At 61.6% G+C, this 16,617-nt stretch carries 17 protein-coding genes; 12 read left to right on the top strand and 5 right to left on the bottom strand.

All coding sequences use genetic code 11. From position 1 onward, the window contains the following. The first annotated feature begins 24 nt into the window (after positions 1-24). From AB4048_RS00415 to AB4048_RS00465, 11 genes are all read left to right on the top strand, one after another. A complete protein-coding gene (locus AB4048_RS00415; RefSeq protein WP_442199925.1) occupies positions 25-2,007 on the top strand; it encodes an FUSC family protein in 1,983 nt (660 codons plus the stop codon). Between the two features lie 78 nt (positions 2,008-2,085). Next, on the top strand, positions 2,086-2,916 hold the full coding sequence (locus tag AB4048_RS00420) for an RNA methyltransferase (protein WP_442199926.1): 831 nt from the start codon (positions 2,086-2,088) through the stop codon (positions 2,914-2,916). After that, positions 2,897-3,697 (top strand): glutamate racemase, encoded by an 801-nt coding sequence (gene murI / locus AB4048_RS00425; RefSeq protein ID WP_442199927.1) that lies wholly within the window; start codon positions 2,897-2,899, stop codon positions 3,695-3,697. Before AB4048_RS00420 ends, murI begins: the two co-directional genes overlap by 20 nt. 66 nt (positions 3,698-3,763) lie before the next feature. Further along, positions 3,764-4,048 (top strand): type II toxin-antitoxin system TacA family antitoxin, encoded by a 285-nt coding sequence (locus tag AB4048_RS00430; protein WP_442199928.1) that lies wholly within the window; start codon positions 3,764-3,766, stop codon positions 4,046-4,048. Continuing rightward, entirely contained in the window at positions 4,045-4,533 is a 489-nt protein-coding gene (locus tag AB4048_RS00435) for a GNAT family N-acetyltransferase (protein ID WP_442199929.1), read from the top strand. Before AB4048_RS00430 ends, AB4048_RS00435 begins: the two co-directional genes overlap by 4 nt. Positions 4,534-4,680: 147 nt before the next feature. Further along, positions 4,681-6,198 carry a helicase HerA domain-containing protein gene (locus AB4048_RS00440; RefSeq protein ID WP_442199930.1) on the top strand — a complete coding sequence of 506 codons (1,518 nt, stop codon included), beginning with the start codon at positions 4,681-4,683 and terminating at the stop codon, positions 6,196-6,198. A 120-nt stretch (positions 6,199-6,318) separates the two neighbouring features. Further along, on the top strand, positions 6,319-7,755 hold the full coding sequence (gene phoA, locus AB4048_RS00445; RefSeq protein ID WP_442199931.1) for an alkaline phosphatase: 1,437 nt from the start codon (positions 6,319-6,321) through the stop codon (positions 7,753-7,755). A 244-nt stretch (positions 7,756-7,999) separates the two neighbouring features. Then, positions 8,000-8,617 carry a 30S ribosomal protein S4 gene (gene rpsD / locus AB4048_RS00450; protein ID WP_442199932.1) on the top strand — a complete coding sequence of 206 codons (618 nt, stop codon included), beginning with the start codon at positions 8,000-8,002 and terminating at the stop codon, positions 8,615-8,617. Between the two features lie 69 nt (positions 8,618-8,686). Then, on the top strand, positions 8,687-9,616 hold the full coding sequence (locus AB4048_RS00455) for a glutaminase (protein WP_442199933.1): 930 nt from the start codon (positions 8,687-8,689) through the stop codon (positions 9,614-9,616). Positions 9,617-9,677: 61 nt separating this feature from the next. Next, positions 9,678-10,559, top strand: a complete 882-nt coding sequence (ttcA, locus tag AB4048_RS00460) for a tRNA 2-thiocytidine(32) synthetase TtcA (RefSeq protein ID WP_442199934.1) — start codon at positions 9,678-9,680, stop codon at positions 10,557-10,559. Positions 10,560-10,634: 75 nt separating this feature from the next. Further along, positions 10,635-11,456: an inositol monophosphatase family protein gene (locus AB4048_RS00465; RefSeq protein ID WP_442199935.1), complete on the top strand. Its 822-nt coding sequence runs from the start codon at positions 10,635-10,637 to the stop codon at positions 11,454-11,456. A gap of 75 nt (positions 11,457-11,531) precedes the next feature. Here AB4048_RS00465 and AB4048_RS00470 read toward each other — a convergent pair whose 3' ends face one another. The 3 genes from AB4048_RS00470 to grxD all read right to left on the bottom strand — a co-directional run bounded on the left by AB4048_RS00470 (position 11,532) and on the right by grxD (position 14,537). Next, positions 11,532-12,812: a multidrug effflux MFS transporter gene (locus AB4048_RS00470; RefSeq protein WP_442199936.1), complete on the bottom strand. Its 1,281-nt coding sequence runs from the start codon at positions 12,810-12,812 to the stop codon at positions 11,532-11,534. A 12-nt stretch (positions 12,813-12,824) separates the two neighbouring features. Then, on the bottom strand, positions 12,825-14,063 hold the full coding sequence (locus AB4048_RS00475) for a multidrug effflux MFS transporter (RefSeq protein ID WP_442200207.1): 1,239 nt from the start codon (positions 14,061-14,063) through the stop codon (positions 12,825-12,827). A 138-nt stretch (positions 14,064-14,201) separates the two neighbouring features. Further along, positions 14,202-14,537, bottom strand: coding sequence for a Grx4 family monothiol glutaredoxin (gene grxD / locus AB4048_RS00480; protein ID WP_442199937.1), 336 nt, complete (start codon positions 14,535-14,537; stop codon positions 14,202-14,204). A 216-nt stretch (positions 14,538-14,753) separates the two neighbouring features. On the opposite strand from grxD, the gene AB4048_RS00485 reads away from it, so the two are divergent. Next, a complete protein-coding gene (locus tag AB4048_RS00485; protein ID WP_442199938.1) occupies positions 14,754-15,920 on the top strand; it encodes a hypothetical protein in 1,167 nt (388 codons plus the stop codon). 85 nt (positions 15,921-16,005) lie between these two features. On the opposite strand, the gene AB4048_RS00490 is transcribed toward AB4048_RS00485, so the two are convergent. Together AB4048_RS00490 and AB4048_RS00495 are read right to left on the bottom strand one after the other, a co-directional pair. Then, positions 16,006-16,263 carry a hypothetical protein gene (locus tag AB4048_RS00490; RefSeq protein ID WP_442199939.1) on the bottom strand — a complete coding sequence of 86 codons (258 nt, stop codon included), beginning with the start codon at positions 16,261-16,263 and terminating at the stop codon, positions 16,006-16,008. Between the two features lie 114 nt (positions 16,264-16,377). Further along, positions 16,378-16,611: a BolA family protein gene (locus tag AB4048_RS00495; RefSeq protein ID WP_442199940.1), complete on the bottom strand. Its 234-nt coding sequence runs from the start codon at positions 16,609-16,611 to the stop codon at positions 16,378-16,380. Positions 16,612-16,617: the final 6 nt, after the last annotated feature.

Here is a 16,617-nt window from a genome sequence, read left to right on the forward strand (position 1 = left end):
CAAAAGAGCGCGAGAAGGGGCCGCATGCAGCTGGGTCATCAGCTTCGAGACTGGCTGGTCGCCAACGACCCCGCCTTTTCGCGCCTCAGGCAGGCATCGCGCGTCACGCTGACGATCGCCTTTTCGTTCACGATCCTATTTGCCATTCACCTGGCCATCGTGCCGCTGCCGACCATTGCCTACGCGCTCGGCATTCTGCTTTCCATCCAGGCCGGTTTGACCGTCCGCGACAACCTTCCGTCCGAGCAGCTGGTAACCCGGCTAATCGGCTGCCTTGTCAGCATTCTGGTGGTCAGCCTTGCCGCGGTGCTCGAAAGAGATCGGTATTTTACCGATTTCGCTTTCCTCATGCTCATCTTCGCCATCAGCTGGGCACGCGCGCTCGGTGTGCGCTGGAATGCGGTCGGCATGTTTGCCTTCATGTCCTATTTTATGGGCGCCTATTTCCGGCCGCCGCTTGCCGAAATGCCGCTCGTGGCGCTGGCGTCGGTCGTTTCAGCGTTGGTGGCGCAGGGCGTGCGCGTTTTCCTCCTGCCCGACAATTGGCGGCGCGATCTTTTGAGAGCGCTTGAGAGCGTGCGCGGCAGGATCAATCAGATTCTGGTGGAACTGGCAGCAAGCGTCGCCGACGGGCAATTGTCCGAGCAGGAGGGGCACGCGCTCACGCAGTCCGAGGAGCGGTTGAAGGACGCCGTTCTGATGGCCGAAAGCTTCATTCCCAAGTCCGCGGACGGTACGCCGACCATTGATACACCGGCATCCGAGGTGACGATGCGTCTTTTCGACGTCCATCTGGCCGCCGAAAGCGTCATCATGCTCAGTCAGCAGAGTGTGCCGCCATTCGCCATGGTCCACGCCATCATCGACGGCGACGAGGCGCTGGTGGCGTCCGCGATCGACGCCAGCAAAGCGGCCGGCAACAAGAGCAGGGAGGAAACCGCGCGTGCGCTCCTGTGGCTGAGCCAAGCTCGGGACGCCTTGGCCGACTCCATCGAGCGTGGGCGTCGCACCGGCTTCGAAGGCATTGCCTCCCCGGACCCTGCTCCGACGATATTGAAATGGCCGAAACCGTCGCTCTCGGATCCTGCGATGCGCGTGGCGCTGCAGATCACGATTGCAACCGGCATTGCCATGGTTTGCGGCCTGATGTTGTCGCGCGAGAGATGGTTCTGGTCGGTGCTGACGGCTTTTCTTGTCTTCAACAATACCAATTCGCGTGGCGATACGGCGATCAGGGCCTTGCAGCGATCGATTGGGACAGTGCTCGGCATTGCGATCGGCATGCTGCTCGCGGCTGTTTGCGCCGGGCATCCGGGCGTCGCGGTCGGGCTTTCCGTCGTGTCCATATTTCTGGGCTTTTACTTTCTTCAGGTTTCGTACGGGGCGATGACCTTCTTCATCACCATCGTCCTTTGCCTGATCTACGGCATGACCGGGGCGCTGACGTTTGATCTCCTGAGTTTGCGCATCGGCGAGACGATCATCGGAGCGACCGCCGGGACGCTCGTCGCATTCTTTGTCTTCCCCTCCAAGACCCGCGGAGCCCTCGATGCGGCAATGGCGAAATGGTACGATGCCCTGCTCAAGCTTTTGAAGGCGGCTTCCGGCGATTGCGAAGGAATGGAGGTCATCAAGTTGTCCCAAGCGCTCGACGCGGCCTACAGGGATGTGGCGACGGCAGCCAAGCCGCTCGGCGCCTCATGGTATCTCGTTCGGCGCCCGGGCCACATCCGCCAGACGCTGGCGATCTTGATGGCATGCACCTATTGGGCCCGTGTCTTTGCCCGCAACGTCGCCTTTTCGCGCGAGGATCCTGATGGCGCGATCCGCGCCGATATCGAAGCGGATATCAAACGGCTGGAGGCGGTCGCGCCGCGCAAGGGGGATTGCTTCTTCGTTGCGCGCAAGACGCCGCGGACCGCCGGGCAGCACTTGCCGCTGTCGCGTCAGGGCAAGCGGCTCGGCATCGAAATGGTCGGATCGATGCTCGACCGGCTCTATCCCTGAGCCTCTTGCCGTTTTGGGGCCGCACCGGTATTGCCACTGCGATTGCGCCAAGGTTGGGCGCGCGGAGACTTGGAGCACATGGCAGGCACGAACAGCGAGCGCGAACTTCTGGCGGAAGGCCCGGTCATCATTCTGGTCGAGCCGCAGATGGGCGAGAACATCGGCATGGTGGCGCGCGCCATGGCGAATTTCGGGCTCGCCGAACTGCGCCTCGTCAACCCGCGCGACGGTTGGCCGAATGAAAAGGCCGAAGCCGCGGCATCCAAGGCCGACCACGTGATTGCCGGCGTCCGCGTCTTCGATACGCTAAAGCAGGCAATCGCCGACCTCAACTTCGTCTATGCGACGACCGCGCGCGAGCGCGATGGCTACAAGCCAGTGCGTTCGCCCGTGGAAGCCACGCAGACCTTGCGGCGCAAATTCCTCAACAACGAGAGGACAGGCATCCTATTTGGCCGCGAGCGCTGGGGCCTTACCAACGAAGAAGTGGCGCTCGCCGACGAGATCGTGACCTTCCCGGTCAATCCCGCCTTCGCCTCGCTCAACATTGCGCAAGCGGTACTTCTCATGTCCTACGAGTGGATGAAATCCGGGATGGAGGACCTGTCGGCCGTGCCGTTCCAGGCAACGGGGCAGCGACCCTCGACAAAGGAACAGCTTTTCGGCCTCTTCGATCATCTGGAGGAAGCGCTCGATGCCCGCAACTATTTCCACCCTGCCGGGAAAAAGCCCAAAATGGTTGACAATCTACGCGCCGTTCTCTCCCGCCAGGCCTTCACGGAGCAGGAAATCAGCGTGCTGCGCGGCGTGATTTCGTCCCTTGACCGCTTTTCGCGCAAATCGCCGCGCGGCAGCGGCAGGCCTGCCAAGCTTGAGGAAGCGCCCGACGATGACAGCACCGGTGAATGAGCTGAAGCCCGTACTCGTTTTCGATTCGGGAATAGGCGGGCTGACGGTGCTGCGCGAGGCGCGGGTGCTGATGCCGGAGCGCGGCTTCATCTATGTCGCCGACGACGCCGGCTTTCCCTATGGCGGCTGGGAAGAAGAGGCTCTGAAGGAGCGGGTCGTCTCGCTCTTCAGGCAGCTACTGACCGACTATGATCCGCAGGTCTGTATCATCGCCTGCAACACCGCGTTCACGCTGGTTGGCGCCGATCTGCGCGCCGCCTTTCCGCACATGACCTTCGTCGGCACCGTTCCGGCAATAAAGCCGGCGGCCGAACGCACGCGTTCCGGCCTCGTTTCGGTCCTGGCGACGCCAGGCACGGTGAAGCGCGCCTATACGCGCGATCTCATTCAGTCGTTCGCCACCCAATGTCATGTCCGCCTCGTCGGCTCGGAAAATCTGGCGCGCATGGCCGAGGCCTATATTCGCGGCGACAGTGTCGCCGACGAGGCGGTCTTTGCCGAAATCGGCCAATGCTTCGTGGAAAGGGAAGGCGAGAGGACGGACATCGTGGTGCTCGCCTGCACGCATTACCCTTTCATGGCCAATGTCTTTCGCCGCCTGGCTCCCTGGCCCGTCGATTGGCTCGACCCCGCCGAAGCGATCGCCCGCCGCGCGCGCTCGCTAGTGCCGCAAGCCGGCGATGCCGTGCATCCGGACCATTTCGATTTCGCGGTCTTCACGTCGGGCAACCCCGATTTCGCCACCCGTCGCCTGATGCAGGGCTTCGGGTTGCGGGTGTAGGCGCATCGACCCACTTGAACGCGGCCGCCTCTGTGTTACATTTGTGTACACAAATGTGGGGTTGGTATGGTTGAAGAAGTACACAAGGAAGATACGCTTAAGATCCGAGTTGATCAGCCGACGCTGCATCTGATGGAGACAGCAAGGCGCTATCTCAAGCTCGATAAAAGCAAGTTCATTCGTCAGAGCATTCGGGAAAAAGCAGAATCCGTCATCGCCGAGCATGAGCGGACACGCTTTTCGGCGGAGGATTGGGACATGTTCTTCGCCCGGCTAGACCAGCCCGCCAAGCCGACCGCTCGTATGGAAAGAGCGGCTCAGAAGTACCGCGATATCATCTCCGGCTCATGAATTTCGAACCGCTTGATCCCAACCGTCACGATCGCCAGAGCTTCGACTGTGGCGTTGACGCTTTGAACATCTACCTTCAGCGTTTTGCCAATCAGGACGTACGGCGCGGACTGACGAGGACTTATGTCCTTGCCGACAAGATGCATATCGTCGGTTACTATACGTTGAGCGCGCATTCGGTGCTGCGGGACGATCTACCGGAAGAGGTCAACGCCCGCGCATACCGCGAGTTGCCGTTTCTTCTGCTTGGCCGTTTGGCTGTGGACCTTGCCGATCGTGGCCGCGGATATGGGGATGTTCTGATCGTCGATGCGTTTCGCAGGACGCGATTGGTGGCGCAGCAAGTGGGCATTATGGGAATGATTGTGGACGCCAAAGACGATCGTGCTGCTCAATTTTATGAGCGATTTGGATTTCAGCGGCTGAGCGGAACGGTCGGGCGCCTAGTTTTGCCCCTGAATGCCATGGATTCGCTAATCGACTGATCCGAGGCAGGCCGCCGGCCAGCATTCCCCTGTGAATTCCAAGATTGCGCGCGCGTAAAGCTTGAAAATCTTTGATAGACGGAGGCGCGGCGTTTCGGGAAGAATGGGCGTTCGCGAGATTCGAGTCTCATTTGAAGGGATAGTGTATTGCAGGTCGGCATCGATATGGGAACGACGTCCGGGGGGACCTCTGCCCAGCTCGATATCGAGGAGCTGTTGGCGACCCGTCTTCTGGTGCAGGGCAATTCCGGCTCTGGCAAGTCGCATCTCCTGCGTCGGCTTCTGGAGCAATCGGCGCCGTGGGTGCAGCAGTGCATCATCGACCCCGAAGGCGATTTCGTAACGCTGGCCGATCGGTTCGGCCATGTGGTGGTCGACGGTGAGCGCACCGAGGCGGAGCTGACCGGTATCGCCAACCGCATCCGCCAGCACCGCGTTTCCTGCGTCCTGACGCTCGAAGGGCTGGACGTCGAACAGCAGATGCGTGCCGCGGCCGCCTTTCTCAACGGCATGTTCGATGCCGACCGTGAATTCTGGTATCCGGTGCTGGTGGTGGTCGACGAGGCGCAGATGTTTGCGCCCTCGGTTGCCGGCGACGTCTCCGAAGACGCGCGAAAAATGTCGCTCGGCGCCATGACCAACCTCATGTGCCGTGGCCGCAAGCGCGGGCTTGCCGGGGTCATCGCGACGCAGCGCCTGGCGAAGCTTGCCAAGAACGTTGCCGCCGAAGCCTCGAACTTTCTGATGGGCCGCACCTTCCTCGATATCGACATGGCCCGCGCCGCGGACCTGCTCGGCATGGACCGCCGTCAGGCTGAAATGTTCCGCGACCTGAAGCGCGGGAATTTCGTAGCGCTCGGACCTGCGTTGTCGCGACGGCCGCTGCCGATCGTCATCGGGGCAGTGGAGACGTCGGCGCGCTCGTCGAGCCCAAAGCTGATGCCGCTTCCGGATGCGCCTCAAGATGTCGAGGATCTGATCTTCACGCCGGACCCGGAAGAGTTCCAGCGGCCGATGGTACGCCGCACACCGCCCGCGCCACGCCCGACCACGGACATCCTTGCCGAACTATCGCGCGCGCCGCCGGCCGCTTCGCCGACACCTGCCGAGCCGCGACAGAGCCAGCCAGAGCTGACGGCCGAAGAGAGGGAAGGGCGGCTTTCCGAGGTGCTGCTGGAAATTCTCGGTGATCCAGATGCCGCGTTCCGGACCGATTCGGTGCTCTACCAGGAGTTCCTGGTGCGGTTGAGGATGCGCCGCGTTCCCGGCGGGGCGATCTCGCTGCCGGAGTTTCGCCGGCGTGTGGCGATTTCCCGATCCGGCGTCGATGCCGCGACTGCCGAGACCGAGGCCTGGACAACGGCACTCTCGTTGTCGTCAGGCGTCACCGACGACCTCCAAGGCGTTTTCCTGATGCTCGCCAAGGCGGCCGTTTGCGGCGAACCATGTCCCTCGGATGCCCGCATCGCGCGTGCATACGGCACCCATTCCGCTCGCCGTGCCCGTCGTCTGCTTGGCTACTTCGAGGAACAGGGCAGCGTCGTCGTCCACACGGATTTTTCCGGCAAGCGCATCGTCGCTTTTCCAGATATGGCCTGCCAGACCGCGCCGGGTGATGCCAACGCGCCAGATACGGACCCTCAACAGCAAACGGCTGCCGAATAATAGCTGCAGATGCATCTATCTGGATTTATGGCGGTTTCGTCACACACGCTTCATATCGACAGGACAATAAGACGCACGGGCTCATAGAGGGCGCGGCAGTTTTCCCCTCAGGAGATATCGATGCGATCCATCATTCAAAATAATTTTTCACTTTTTCTCGCTGCCACCATGCTTGCGTCGTTTGCCGTGCAGCCGACCCGTGCCGATGAGGCCGCCGACAAGCTGCTGGAACGCGGCGCGCTGGGAGAGCTCAGCGCCCCCGGCGGCGCGCGGCGCCTGACCGGCGATATCACCGCCGCCTACACCTCCGCGATCGTCGGTGGCCGTCCGAAGAACGTCATCCTGCTCATCGGCGACGGCATGGGCGATTCGGAGATCACCGTTGCGCGCAACTACGCGCTTGGCGCCGGACAGTACTTCAAGGGCATCGATGCGCTTCCGATCACCGGGCAATACACCCACTATTCGCTCGACAAGAAAACCGGCAAGCCGACCTATGTGACGGACTCCGCCGCCTCGGGGACGGCCTGGGCGACCGGTGTAAAGAGCTATAACGGGGCAATTGGCGTCGATATCCACGAAGTCGCCCACGAAACCCTGATCGAGAAGGCCAAGGCGGCCGGTCTCGGCACCGGCAACGTTTCAACCGCCGAGATTCAGGATGCAACGCCCGCCGTACAAATCGCGCACGTCATGCAGCGCAAGTGCTACGGCCCGGAAGCGACCTCGGAAAAGTGCGCGTCCAACGCAATCGAAAACGGCGGCAAGGGCTCGATCAGCGAGCAGCTTTTGAACGCCCGCGCCGACGTGACGCTTGGCGGCGGCGCAAAGAGTTTTTCGGAAACGGCAAAGGCCGGCGAATGGCAGGGGAAAACCTTGCTCGCGCAGGCCGAGGCGCGCGGCTACAGAATCGTCCACAACGCGGGCGAACTGGAAGCCATCAAGCAGGCCGACGACACGGCGCCGCTTCTCGGTCTCTTCGCCGAGGGTAATATGCCAGTGCGTTGGGAAGGCCCGAAGGCAAGCCATCATGGCAATATCGACAAGGAGCCGGTTGTCTGCGCGCCGAATGCCAAGCGCGGTCCTGAAGTTCCGACGCTGGCTCAGATGACGGCAAAGGCCATCGAGCTCCTCAGCGCCAACCCGAAGGGTTTCTTCCTTCAGGTCGAAGGCGCGTCGATCGACAAGCAGGATCATGCCGCCAATCCGTGTGGTCAGATCGGCGAGACGGTCGACCTCGACGAGGCCGTTCAGGAAGCGCTGAAGTTCGCCAAGGCAAGCGGCGATACGCTGGTCATCGTCACGGCCGACCATGCCCATGCGAGCCAGATCATCGACGCGGATACCAAGGCGCCAGGGCTGACGGAGGCGCTGATGACGAAGGACGGCGCGGTCATGGCCGTCAGCTACGGCAATTCCGAGGACGAGAACGATCAGGGCCATACGGGCGCGCAATTGCGCGTCGCTGCCTTCGGCCCGCGCGCCGCGAACTTTACCGGCCTGACCGATCAGACGGACATGCATTATACCATCCGTGACGCGCTCGGCCTCAAGTGAACGCGTAACGGAGGAAGCGCGCCGGTCTGAACGCGGATTGCTGTTGACATTCCGGTGACTACCCCCTAAAGACCCCCTCAACGCCGGGCAGAAATGTCCGGTGTTTCATTTAACATGTCCCGTGGTTCCATCCGTTCGCAAACGTGAGGAACCTGTCAGAGCTCGAAAACGGAGTTCAGAGGAGGGCGTGTTTCCTTCGAGCGGTTTGGCAACAAACCGCCGCAACGTCTTGAAAGGAAATACGATGAGCAAGCGCGAATCGGCTAAGTACAAAATTGACCGCCGTATGGGCGAGAACATCTGGGGTCGTCCGAAGTCCCCGGTAAACCGTCGCGAATACGGCCCGGGCCAGCACGGCCAGCGCCGCAAGGGCAAGCTTTCCGACTTCGGCGTGCAGCTGCGTGCCAAGCAGAAGCTGAAGGGCTACTACGGCGATCTGCGCGAGAAGCAGTTCCGCGCCATCTTCGCTGAAGCCGACCGCCGCAAGGGCGACACTTCCGAAAACCTGATCGGCCTGCTGGAATCGCGTCTGGACGCGATCGTTTACCGCGCCAAGTTCGTTCCGACGGTCTTCGCTGCCCGTCAGTTCGTCAACCACGGCCACGTCACGGTCAACGGCGTCCGCGTCAACATCGGTTCCTACCGCTGCAAGGCTGGCGACGTCATCGAAGTCCGCCAGAAGTCCAAGCAGCTCGTAACGGTTCTGGAATCGGTCGGCCTCGCCGAGCGCGACGTTCCGGAATACATCGAAGCGGACCACAACAAGATGGTTGCGACCTTCGCTCGCGTTCCGGCCCTCGGCGACGTACCGTACCCGGTCGTCATGGAACCGCAGCTGGTCGTCGAATTCTACTCGCGCTAATCGGCGCTTGTTGTTTCGCGAATTTGAAAGCCGCTCCTCGGGGCGGCTTTTCTGTATCCGGAGAGACGCGTGATGAATTTGCAGGCAATTCTCGACAGCATCTACGGCGAACTCCAGCCGCGCCTCGGCGAAGGCAAGGTGGCGGACTATATCCCCGAACTTGCCAAGGTCGATCCCAACCAGTTCGGCATGGCGATCGCGACCGTCGACGGCAAGCTTTATAGCGTCGGGGAGGCGGATACTTCATTTTCGATCCAAAGCCTTTCCAAGGTTTTCATGCTGACGCTCGCGCTCGGCAAGGTGGGCGAGGGGTTGTGGAAGCGCGTCGGGCGGGAGCCTTCCGGCTCCTCCTTCAACTCGATCGTCCAGCTCGAACGCGAGGAGGGAATTCCGCGCAATCCCTTCATCAATGCCGGTGCGATTGCCGTGACGGACGTCGTCCTTGCCGGTCACGCGCCGCGTGAGGCGATCGGCGAATTCCTGCGCTTCGTACGCTACCTCGCCGACGACGAGACGGTCACCATCGACCAGAAAGTCGCGCAATCCGAGACGCAGACCGGCTTCAAGAACATCGCGCTTGCCAATTTCATGCGCGCCTACCGCAATCTCGACCATCCGGTCGAGCACACGCTCGGGGTCTATTTCCATCAGTGCGCGCTTGCGATGAGTTGCCAGCAGCTCGCCAAGGCAGGCCTCTATCTGGCCGCGCGCGGCAGCAACCCGTTGACCGGTCATTCCGTCGTCTCGCCGAAGCGGGCGCGCCGCATCAACGCACTGATGCTGACCTGTGGCCATTATGACGGTTCCGGCGATTTCGCCTACCGCGTCGGCCTGCCGGGCAAGAGCGGCGTCGGCGGCGGCATCCTGGCCGTGGCGCCCGGTCTAGCGTCGATCGCCGTCTGGTCGCCGGGGCTGAACGAGGTCGGCAATTCGCAGCTCGGCTCGGCGGCGCTGGAGATGCTGGCGGCCCGCACCGGGTGGTCGGTCTTCGGCGATTGAGCGTGTCGAACCGCTGCTCTTTCTGCTATGGGCTTGATCGGGTTTTCGATTGGATGACGAGATGAATATCGCAACGGCAGTGGTGGACGATCTGGATGCGGGCGCGGAAGACGGTGCGGCCGTGCACCCGCTCTTTGCCGACGCGCCGCGTTCGGTCTCATTCAACAAGCTGCGCAAGCGGCTGCTCAGGCAGGTCCGGCAGGCATTCGACGATTTCGACATGCTGAAGGGGCAAAAGCGCTGGCTCGTCGGGCTCTCCGGCGGCAAGGATTCCTACGGTCTGCTGTCGATCCTGCTCGATCTCAAGTGGCGCGGTCTGCTGCCGGTCGAGCTGATTGCATGCAATCTCGACCAGGGGCAGCCGAATTTTCCGAAGCACGTCCTGCCCGAATATTTGACGAAAATCGGCGTCCGGCATCGCATCGAGTATCGCGACACCTATTCTATCGTGAAGGAAAAGGTGCCCGAGGGCGCCACCTATTGTTCGCTCTGCTCGCGCCTGCGCCGCGGCAATCTCTATCGCATCGCCCGCGAGGAGGGGTGCGAGGCGCTGGTCCTCGGTCATCACCGCGAAGACATCCTCGAAACCTTCTTCATGAACTTCTTCCATGGCGGGCGTCTTGCCTCGATGCCGGCAAAGCTGGTCAACGACGAAGGCGACCTTATGGTCCTTCGGCCGCTCGCATATTGCGCGGAAGACGATCTAGCCAAATTCGCGACCGCCATGCAGTTCCCGATCATTCCCTGCGATCTCTGCGGCTCGCAGGACGGCCTGCAGCGCAACGCCATGAAGGACATGCTGGCCGATATCGAGCGCCGCATGCCCGGCCGCAAGGACACGATGCTGCGCGCTCTGGCGCACGTGAACCCGTCGCATCTGCTCGATCCCAAGCTTTTTGATTTCTCATCGCTCGTCGTTGCGCCTCAAGCGTCAGATCTCTAGCCAACTCGACAGCTGGGCTATGATCCGGAGAGAAATCGCCGGATACTGATGTTCAACCGTTGAAGAGGATTGAAAATGGCCGCTGTCGATGTGACCGCTCTTGCCGATCTCCTGCGCCGCACAGCCAAGGCCGAAATCCTGCCGCGCTTCCGAAGGCTCGATAGCGGGGAGGTTCGCTTCAAGAGCGAACCGAGCGATCTTGTGACCGAAGCGGACGAGCAGGCCGAGCGAATGATCAAGGCGGAAGCCATCGGGCGCTGGCCCGCGGCTGTTTTCGTCGGCGAGGAATCGGTAGCCGAGGACCCAGCGCTTTTGGATGCCCTTAAAGGTGCGGAACTTGCTGTTGTCGTTGATCCGATCGACGGCACCTACAATTTCGCCTCGGGCATTCCGGCCTTTGGCGTCATGGCGGCGGTCGTCGCGAAGGGCGAAACGGTTGCCGGCATCATCTACGATCCGATGGGAGACGACTGGGTGCTGGCGGAGAAGGGTTCAGGCGCATGGTTGAAGCGCCCTGATGGAAGCACCGAGCGCCTGCGCGTTGCGAACGCCGTGCCGCTGGAGCAGATGGTCGGCATGGCTTCGACCGGCTTCCTGCCCAAGAACAAGCGCGCCGAAGTGCTTGCCAACCTGGCTCAGGTGCGATTCTTCGCCAACTACCGATGCGCTGCCCACGAACACCGAGCCATGGCCGGAGGCCATGCGCAGTTCCTGATGTACAACAAGCTGATGCCCTGGGACCACCTGGCGGGCACGCTGATTTGCGAAGAGGCCGGCGCATACGCCGCCCGCTTCGACGGCTCGCCATATCTCCCCCATCATGTCGATGGCGGCTTGCTGATCGCGCCGGATCGCGAGACCTGGGATCTCCTGAGACAGAAGGTATTCACCGTCTAACCCGATTGCCGCGGAAACGACGAAGCCCGCGTTGATGTCATCGCGGCGGGCTTCCATGGCTTTGGTATCGGGCGCTCAGATATGGCCGGCGCCCGCTTCGATCTGCGGGCTGTCGCCGGGATGGGTGAAGAGCTTGCCGCCCTCGGCCCATAGCGTCGCGACGATGGTCAGCGCACCGAAGACCGCGAAGCCGCCGAAGAGCGGAAGCACTGTGCCGTCGAACATCTGTCCGAGCGCGCCGCCGGCAAGCGCGCCGCCGGTGGTCGAAACGAAGCCAGTGATGGCCGTCGCGGTGCCTGCGAGATGGCCCATCGGCTCCAGGCAGATCGCGGTGAAGTTGGTGGCGATAACCGCAAACATCATCAGCATCAGCGAGAACAGCAGGTAAGTGACCGCGAAGGCCGGCGTGCCGCTGAGCGCGATGAGGTAGCCGAGGATGGCGAGAGCGGTAAAGGCGAGCATCGCCGCGTGCGAAATCCGCCGCATCCCGAAGCTGCGGACGAAGAAGCCATTGGCGAAGTTGGCAACCGCGATGCCTGCCGCGGTCGCGCCGAAGGCCATGGGAAGCCATTCGCCAAGACCGTAGACTTCGCCGAAGACCTGCTGCACCGACATCACATAGGCACTGATGACGCCTGTGAATAGCATCATGCCGATCATGTAGCCGCAGGTGATGCGATTGGTGAGCACCGTCTTGAAGCCGTCGAGGACGGAGACGACCGACAGCGGCAGGCGCTCTTGCGCCGGCAACGTCTCCTTCATGCGAAGGTACGCCCACACGAAGAGGAGCGCTCCGGCGGCGCCGAGCAGGATGAAGATCCACTGCCAGCTCGAATACGTCACGATCAACTGTCCGATCGACGGCGCGAGGATCGGCACGATCATGAAGACGATCATCACGTAGGACATGACGCGCGCCATCTCGCGGCCGCCGAAACAGTCGCGCACGATCGCCATGGTGGTGATGCGAACGGCGGCACCACCGACCCCTTGCGCGAAGCGCAGCGTCAGAAGCGCGGTGAAGCTCGCCGTCCATGACGCGGCAAACATGGTGATCGCGTAGAAGACGAGGCCGCCGAGCAGGATCTTTCGCCGACCGAACGTGTCGGACAGGCTGCCGAAAAAGAGCTGCGAGACGCCGAAGCCGAGGAAATAGACGCCGATGACAAGCTGGGTGTCGTTGGAGTTGGCAACGGCCAGCGATTCACCGATCTTCGGCAGGGCGGCTAGCATGCTGTCGATTCCGAGCGCGATGCTCGCGGTCATCAGCGCGACCGTGATGATGAATTCGAAGAGCCCCATGCCGATTCGGCCGGAGCCGGAAGGCGTCGCTATGGATGCGGAAGATGCCGTCATTGTGAAATCCTGTCAGTGATTGATGCTGGCAAGAGATGGGTCGGTCTCGGGCGGTGCGTTATGGGGGTGGAAGAGCTTGCCCTTTTCCGCCACCAGCACGAAGAGAAGGCCGATCACCGAAACGGTGAAGTAGCCGATGACCATCGGTGTCGCCGTCCCATCGAAGGCCTGCCCGATGGCAGCTCCGATCAGCGCGCCGCCGACCGTGCTCATGAAGCCGAGTACGGAGGAGGCGGTGCCCGCGACATGGCCGAGCGGTTCCATCGCGAGTGAATTGAAGTTCGAGCCGATCCAGCCAAACTGGAACATCGCGATTGCAAAGAAGCTGATGAAGAGCGCGAAGGGCATCGGCTGCGGCCCGAAGAGCTGCACCATCAGCCAGATGAACGTGACGATGATGAAGCCGACCAGCGACCCGTGCGACAGGCGCCGCATGCCGTAGCGGCCGACGAACCGCGAATTGATGAAGGAGGAAAGCGCCATCAGCAGCGCCACGCCCGCAAAGGCAACCGGGAAATAGGGTCCAAGTTCGTAGATGCCGACATAGATCTGCTGCGCGGAATTGATGAAGCCGAACAGCGAACCGAAAATGAAGGTCGTTGCGATGGCGTAGCAGAGCGCCGTGCGGTTCGTCAGCACGATCGCGAAACCGCTCAGCACCGAGCGAACCGTGAACGGCCGCACGTCCTCCGGCTTCAGCGTATCCGGCATGCGCAGATACATCCAGATCAGCACACAGGTGGCGAGCGCCGCGATGAAGACGAAGATCATGTGCCAGGTGCTGACGAGCATGATCAACTGGCCGGATGCCGGCGCGATGACGGGCACGATCATGAATACCATCATGATCAGCGACATGACCTCGGCCATCTGGCGGCCGCCATAGATGTCGCGAACCATCGAGATGGTGATGACGCGCGTCGCCGCCGATCCGAGGCCCTGGACGAAGCGCAGGGCGAGCAATCCGGCAAAGGTCGGCACGATCGCGATGCCAAGCGCCGAGACGATATAGATGACGAGGCCGATCAGGAGCGGAATGCGTCGGCCGAAGCGGTCCGACAGCGGCCCATAGAAGAGCTGCGCTCCGCCGAATCCGAGGAGATAGGCCGAAACGATAAACTGGCGGTGGTTTTCGCTCTCGACGCCGAGGCTCTGGCCGATCTGTTGCAGCGCAGGCAGCATGATGTCGATCGCCAGCGAATTGACGGCCATCAGCAGCGCCGCCAATGCGATGAATTCAAGCTTGCCCATCGGGATTTGCGCGGTGGTTACCGTCTTGGAAGAGTTCGTCACGGTGATATTCCCATAAACAAGCCAAGGCGCTGTCAGGGACAGCGCCTCTTAGATCAAGATGGATATGGAAACCGGACGAAGGCGCCCGGTGACCTGTCAGGCGGCGCCGCGCACGGTGATGCCGTTATCCTGGAAATGCTTCTGCAGCTCGCCGGCCTGGAACATCTCACGTACGATATCGCAACCGCCGACAAACTCGCCCTTGATATAGAGCTGCGGGATGGTGGGCCAGCTGGAATAGTCCTTGATGCCCTGGCGGATCTCCGCGTCGGCAAGAACATTGACGCCCTTGTAGTCGACGCCCACGTGGTCGAGAATCTGCACGACCTGGCCCGAGAAGCCGCACTGCGGGAACTGCGGGGTGCCCTTCATGAAGAGGACGACGTCGTTGCTCTTGACTTCGTTTTCGATGAATTCGTGAATACCGCTCATGCTGCCATCCTTTTCACATGCGGATTCAAGGTCCGCAGGGACAATTTTCGTACTACATAGCATGTAGATATTCGATTTCCAGACGCAATATCGCATGGCTGCATTTTTGATTTGAGCATCGCGCTTTATCGCCGCACCTGCTACTGCCCCGCCGATAGCATATTCATCCATTTTGCGCGGGCTTCCGGTGCCCGCACCAAGACTTTTGGAAATAGAATGAATCTCATTGAAAAGAGGGTGGTTCTCCACTTTCCCGGCTTCGAGCCATTGGATGCCGCCATGCATAGAGCCCGCTACGAGCGTTCCGCAAGGCAGAGTGCAGCAGTCTGGGGCTATAGCGTCGAGACAGGGCCGCTACGCATGGCCGGCACGACAGCTCATTTCGATGTCGGCGCAAGCGGCGTCGGCTGGAGAAACGAAAGCCGGTTCTTTGTGTTCGACCACAACGACCTTGTCGGCAAGTTCAACGAAGGCGGTCTCGTCTCAAGGCTGGCCCAGGGGTATTGGGCAGCGCTGAGAGTGACGGTGAACGGCGGTCTTGCCGGCTATTTCCGCCATGCATGGCGTTTCGGCCTATTCTTCATCTTTCCCTTCCTGCTGATGCTGGCGGGCTTGGCGGCGAGCCTTGCGCTTGCGCTTGCGCCGTGGATCGCCGGCCTGTCCGCGTGGCATCTCGGCTGGAGCCTTCCGCTGGCCGCGCTCTTCTTCACCAGCGGCTTTCTCCCGAGGGCGGAGCGGCTGCATACGCTGCATCTCTTCGGCAACTGGCGAATGGCGATGGCGATGGCGGCGCTGGATCGGCAGGAAGCCGAGGACTGGATTCAGCGATCCGCCGAAGGCGCGCGCCGCGCGTTCGGTGAGCCTGCGGACGAATACGTCGTTTCATCGCACAGCATGGGCGCCAACATGGCGGCGCATGTCATCGGGCTTCTGCTGGAGCGCGAACCGCATCTGCTGGACGGCAAGCGCGTCGTCTTCGCAACGCTTGGTGGCGCTATTCCGCAATGCGCGTTGCTGCGACCGGCCTCGGTCTTGCGCTCACGGGTCGGGTTGATCGCACGTTCTCTCCAGATCGACTGGCTCGACGTCCAATGTCTGACTGACGTCATCCATTTCTACAAGGTGAGTGTCGCAGCGGTTTGCGGTCACGACGATACAGCCCATGCACGCATCCTCTACGTGCGCTTCAAGACGATGATGACGAGGGAGCACTATCGGAAGATCAGGCGCGATTTCCTGCGGGTGCACCGCCAGTATGTGCTTGGCCCCGACCGGCAGGCGTCCTTCGACTTCACGTTGATGACCGCTGGCCCCTTGTCGGTATCCGATTTTACGCCGGCGGGCATGGCCGATTTGGCGGCAGAGCGGGCGATGGCGTCCTAAGACATGTTACCGGACTGCGGGAGGGAGCTTTACCCCGCGAAACGTGACCAAGTGCCGCAGGCCGGATCACGGGCCGAAGCGCGATTTAATGCACCGAAGGCTCGGAATCGTCGAAGAAGGCGCGAATGCCGTCGCGCGCGATCGTCGCCAGAAATTCGTCGAACGCCTCGCGGTCTGTCGCGAAGGGCTCTTCCCACTCGATCAGATCTTCGTCGGGCGTGACGACTTCCATGCGCCAATCCTCGTTGGTGCCGGCGGGGCGGAAGATGTCGACAAGGACGGTCACGTCATCTTCGGTGAACTCGCCGGACAATTCCGAATGTTCGAGTTTTTTCTTGGACATCTCACCCGCCGCTGGCTGAACTGATATCGAAAATTATCGGCTCAAAAATTGAAGCATTGACAAGAATATGCCCGGTGTCGGACCGGGCATCTCAACCGTGTCGTCTCAGCGCCGTCATTCCGGCGCGGAGGTCTGAAGCGCCAGCGCGTGCAGCGTGCCGCCCATGTTGCCCTTCAGGGCGTTGTAGACCATCTGATGCTGCTGAACGCGGCTCTTGCCGCGAAAAGCTTCGGCCACGACCTCTGCGGCATAATGGTCGCCATCCCCGGCAAGGTCGCGAATCGTCACCTTGGCGCCGGGAATGCCGGCCTTGATCATGTCTTCGATATCGCCGGGATTCATAGGCATGATGAT

The sequence above is a fragment of the Rhizobium sp. RAF56 genome, assembly GCF_052113965.1.
In the GTDB taxonomy this organism is placed as follows: Bacteria; Pseudomonadota; Alphaproteobacteria; order Rhizobiales; family Rhizobiaceae; genus Rhizobium.

Bases quoted from the DNA above. Each gene is read 5' to 3' on its own strand.
- grxD (WP_442199937.1), bottom strand. From the start codon at position 14,537: ATGAGCGGTATTCACGAATTCATCGAAAACGAAGTCAAGAGCAACGAC.
- AB4048_RS00415 (WP_442199925.1), top strand. From the start codon at position 25: ATGCAGCTGGGTCATCAGCTTCGAGACTGGCTGGTCGCCAACGACCCC.
- AB4048_RS00490 (WP_442199939.1), bottom strand. From the start codon at position 16,263: ATGTCCAAGAAAAAACTCGAACATTCGGAATTGTCCGGCGAGTTCACC.
- murI (WP_442199927.1), top strand. From the start codon at position 2,897: ATGACAGCACCGGTGAATGAGCTGAAGCCCGTACTCGTTTTCGATTCG.
- AB4048_RS00475 (WP_442200207.1), bottom strand. From the start codon at position 14,063: ATGGGCAAGCTTGAATTCATCGCATTGGCGGCGCTGCTGATGGCCGTC.
- AB4048_RS00495 (WP_442199940.1), bottom strand. From the start codon at position 16,611: ATGCCTATGAATCCCGGCGATATCGAAGACATGATCAAGGCCGGCATT.
- AB4048_RS00465 (WP_442199935.1), top strand. From the start codon at position 10,635: ATGGCCGCTGTCGATGTGACCGCTCTTGCCGATCTCCTGCGCCGCACA.
- AB4048_RS00485 (WP_442199938.1), top strand. From the start codon at position 14,754: ATGAATCTCATTGAAAAGAGGGTGGTTCTCCACTTTCCCGGCTTCGAG.
- AB4048_RS00435 (WP_442199929.1), top strand. From the start codon at position 4,045: ATGAATTTCGAACCGCTTGATCCCAACCGTCACGATCGCCAGAGCTTC.
- AB4048_RS00420 (WP_442199926.1), top strand. From the start codon at position 2,086: ATGGCAGGCACGAACAGCGAGCGCGAACTTCTGGCGGAAGGCCCGGTC.
- AB4048_RS00430 (WP_442199928.1), top strand. From the start codon at position 3,764: ATGGTTGAAGAAGTACACAAGGAAGATACGCTTAAGATCCGAGTTGAT.
- phoA (WP_442199931.1), top strand. From the start codon at position 6,319: ATGCGATCCATCATTCAAAATAATTTTTCACTTTTTCTCGCTGCCACC.
- ttcA (WP_442199934.1), top strand. From the start codon at position 9,678: ATGAATATCGCAACGGCAGTGGTGGACGATCTGGATGCGGGCGCGGAA.
- AB4048_RS00470 (WP_442199936.1), bottom strand. From the start codon at position 12,812: ATGACGGCATCTTCCGCATCCATAGCGACGCCTTCCGGCTCCGGCCGA.
- rpsD (WP_442199932.1), top strand. From the start codon at position 8,000: ATGAGCAAGCGCGAATCGGCTAAGTACAAAATTGACCGCCGTATGGGC.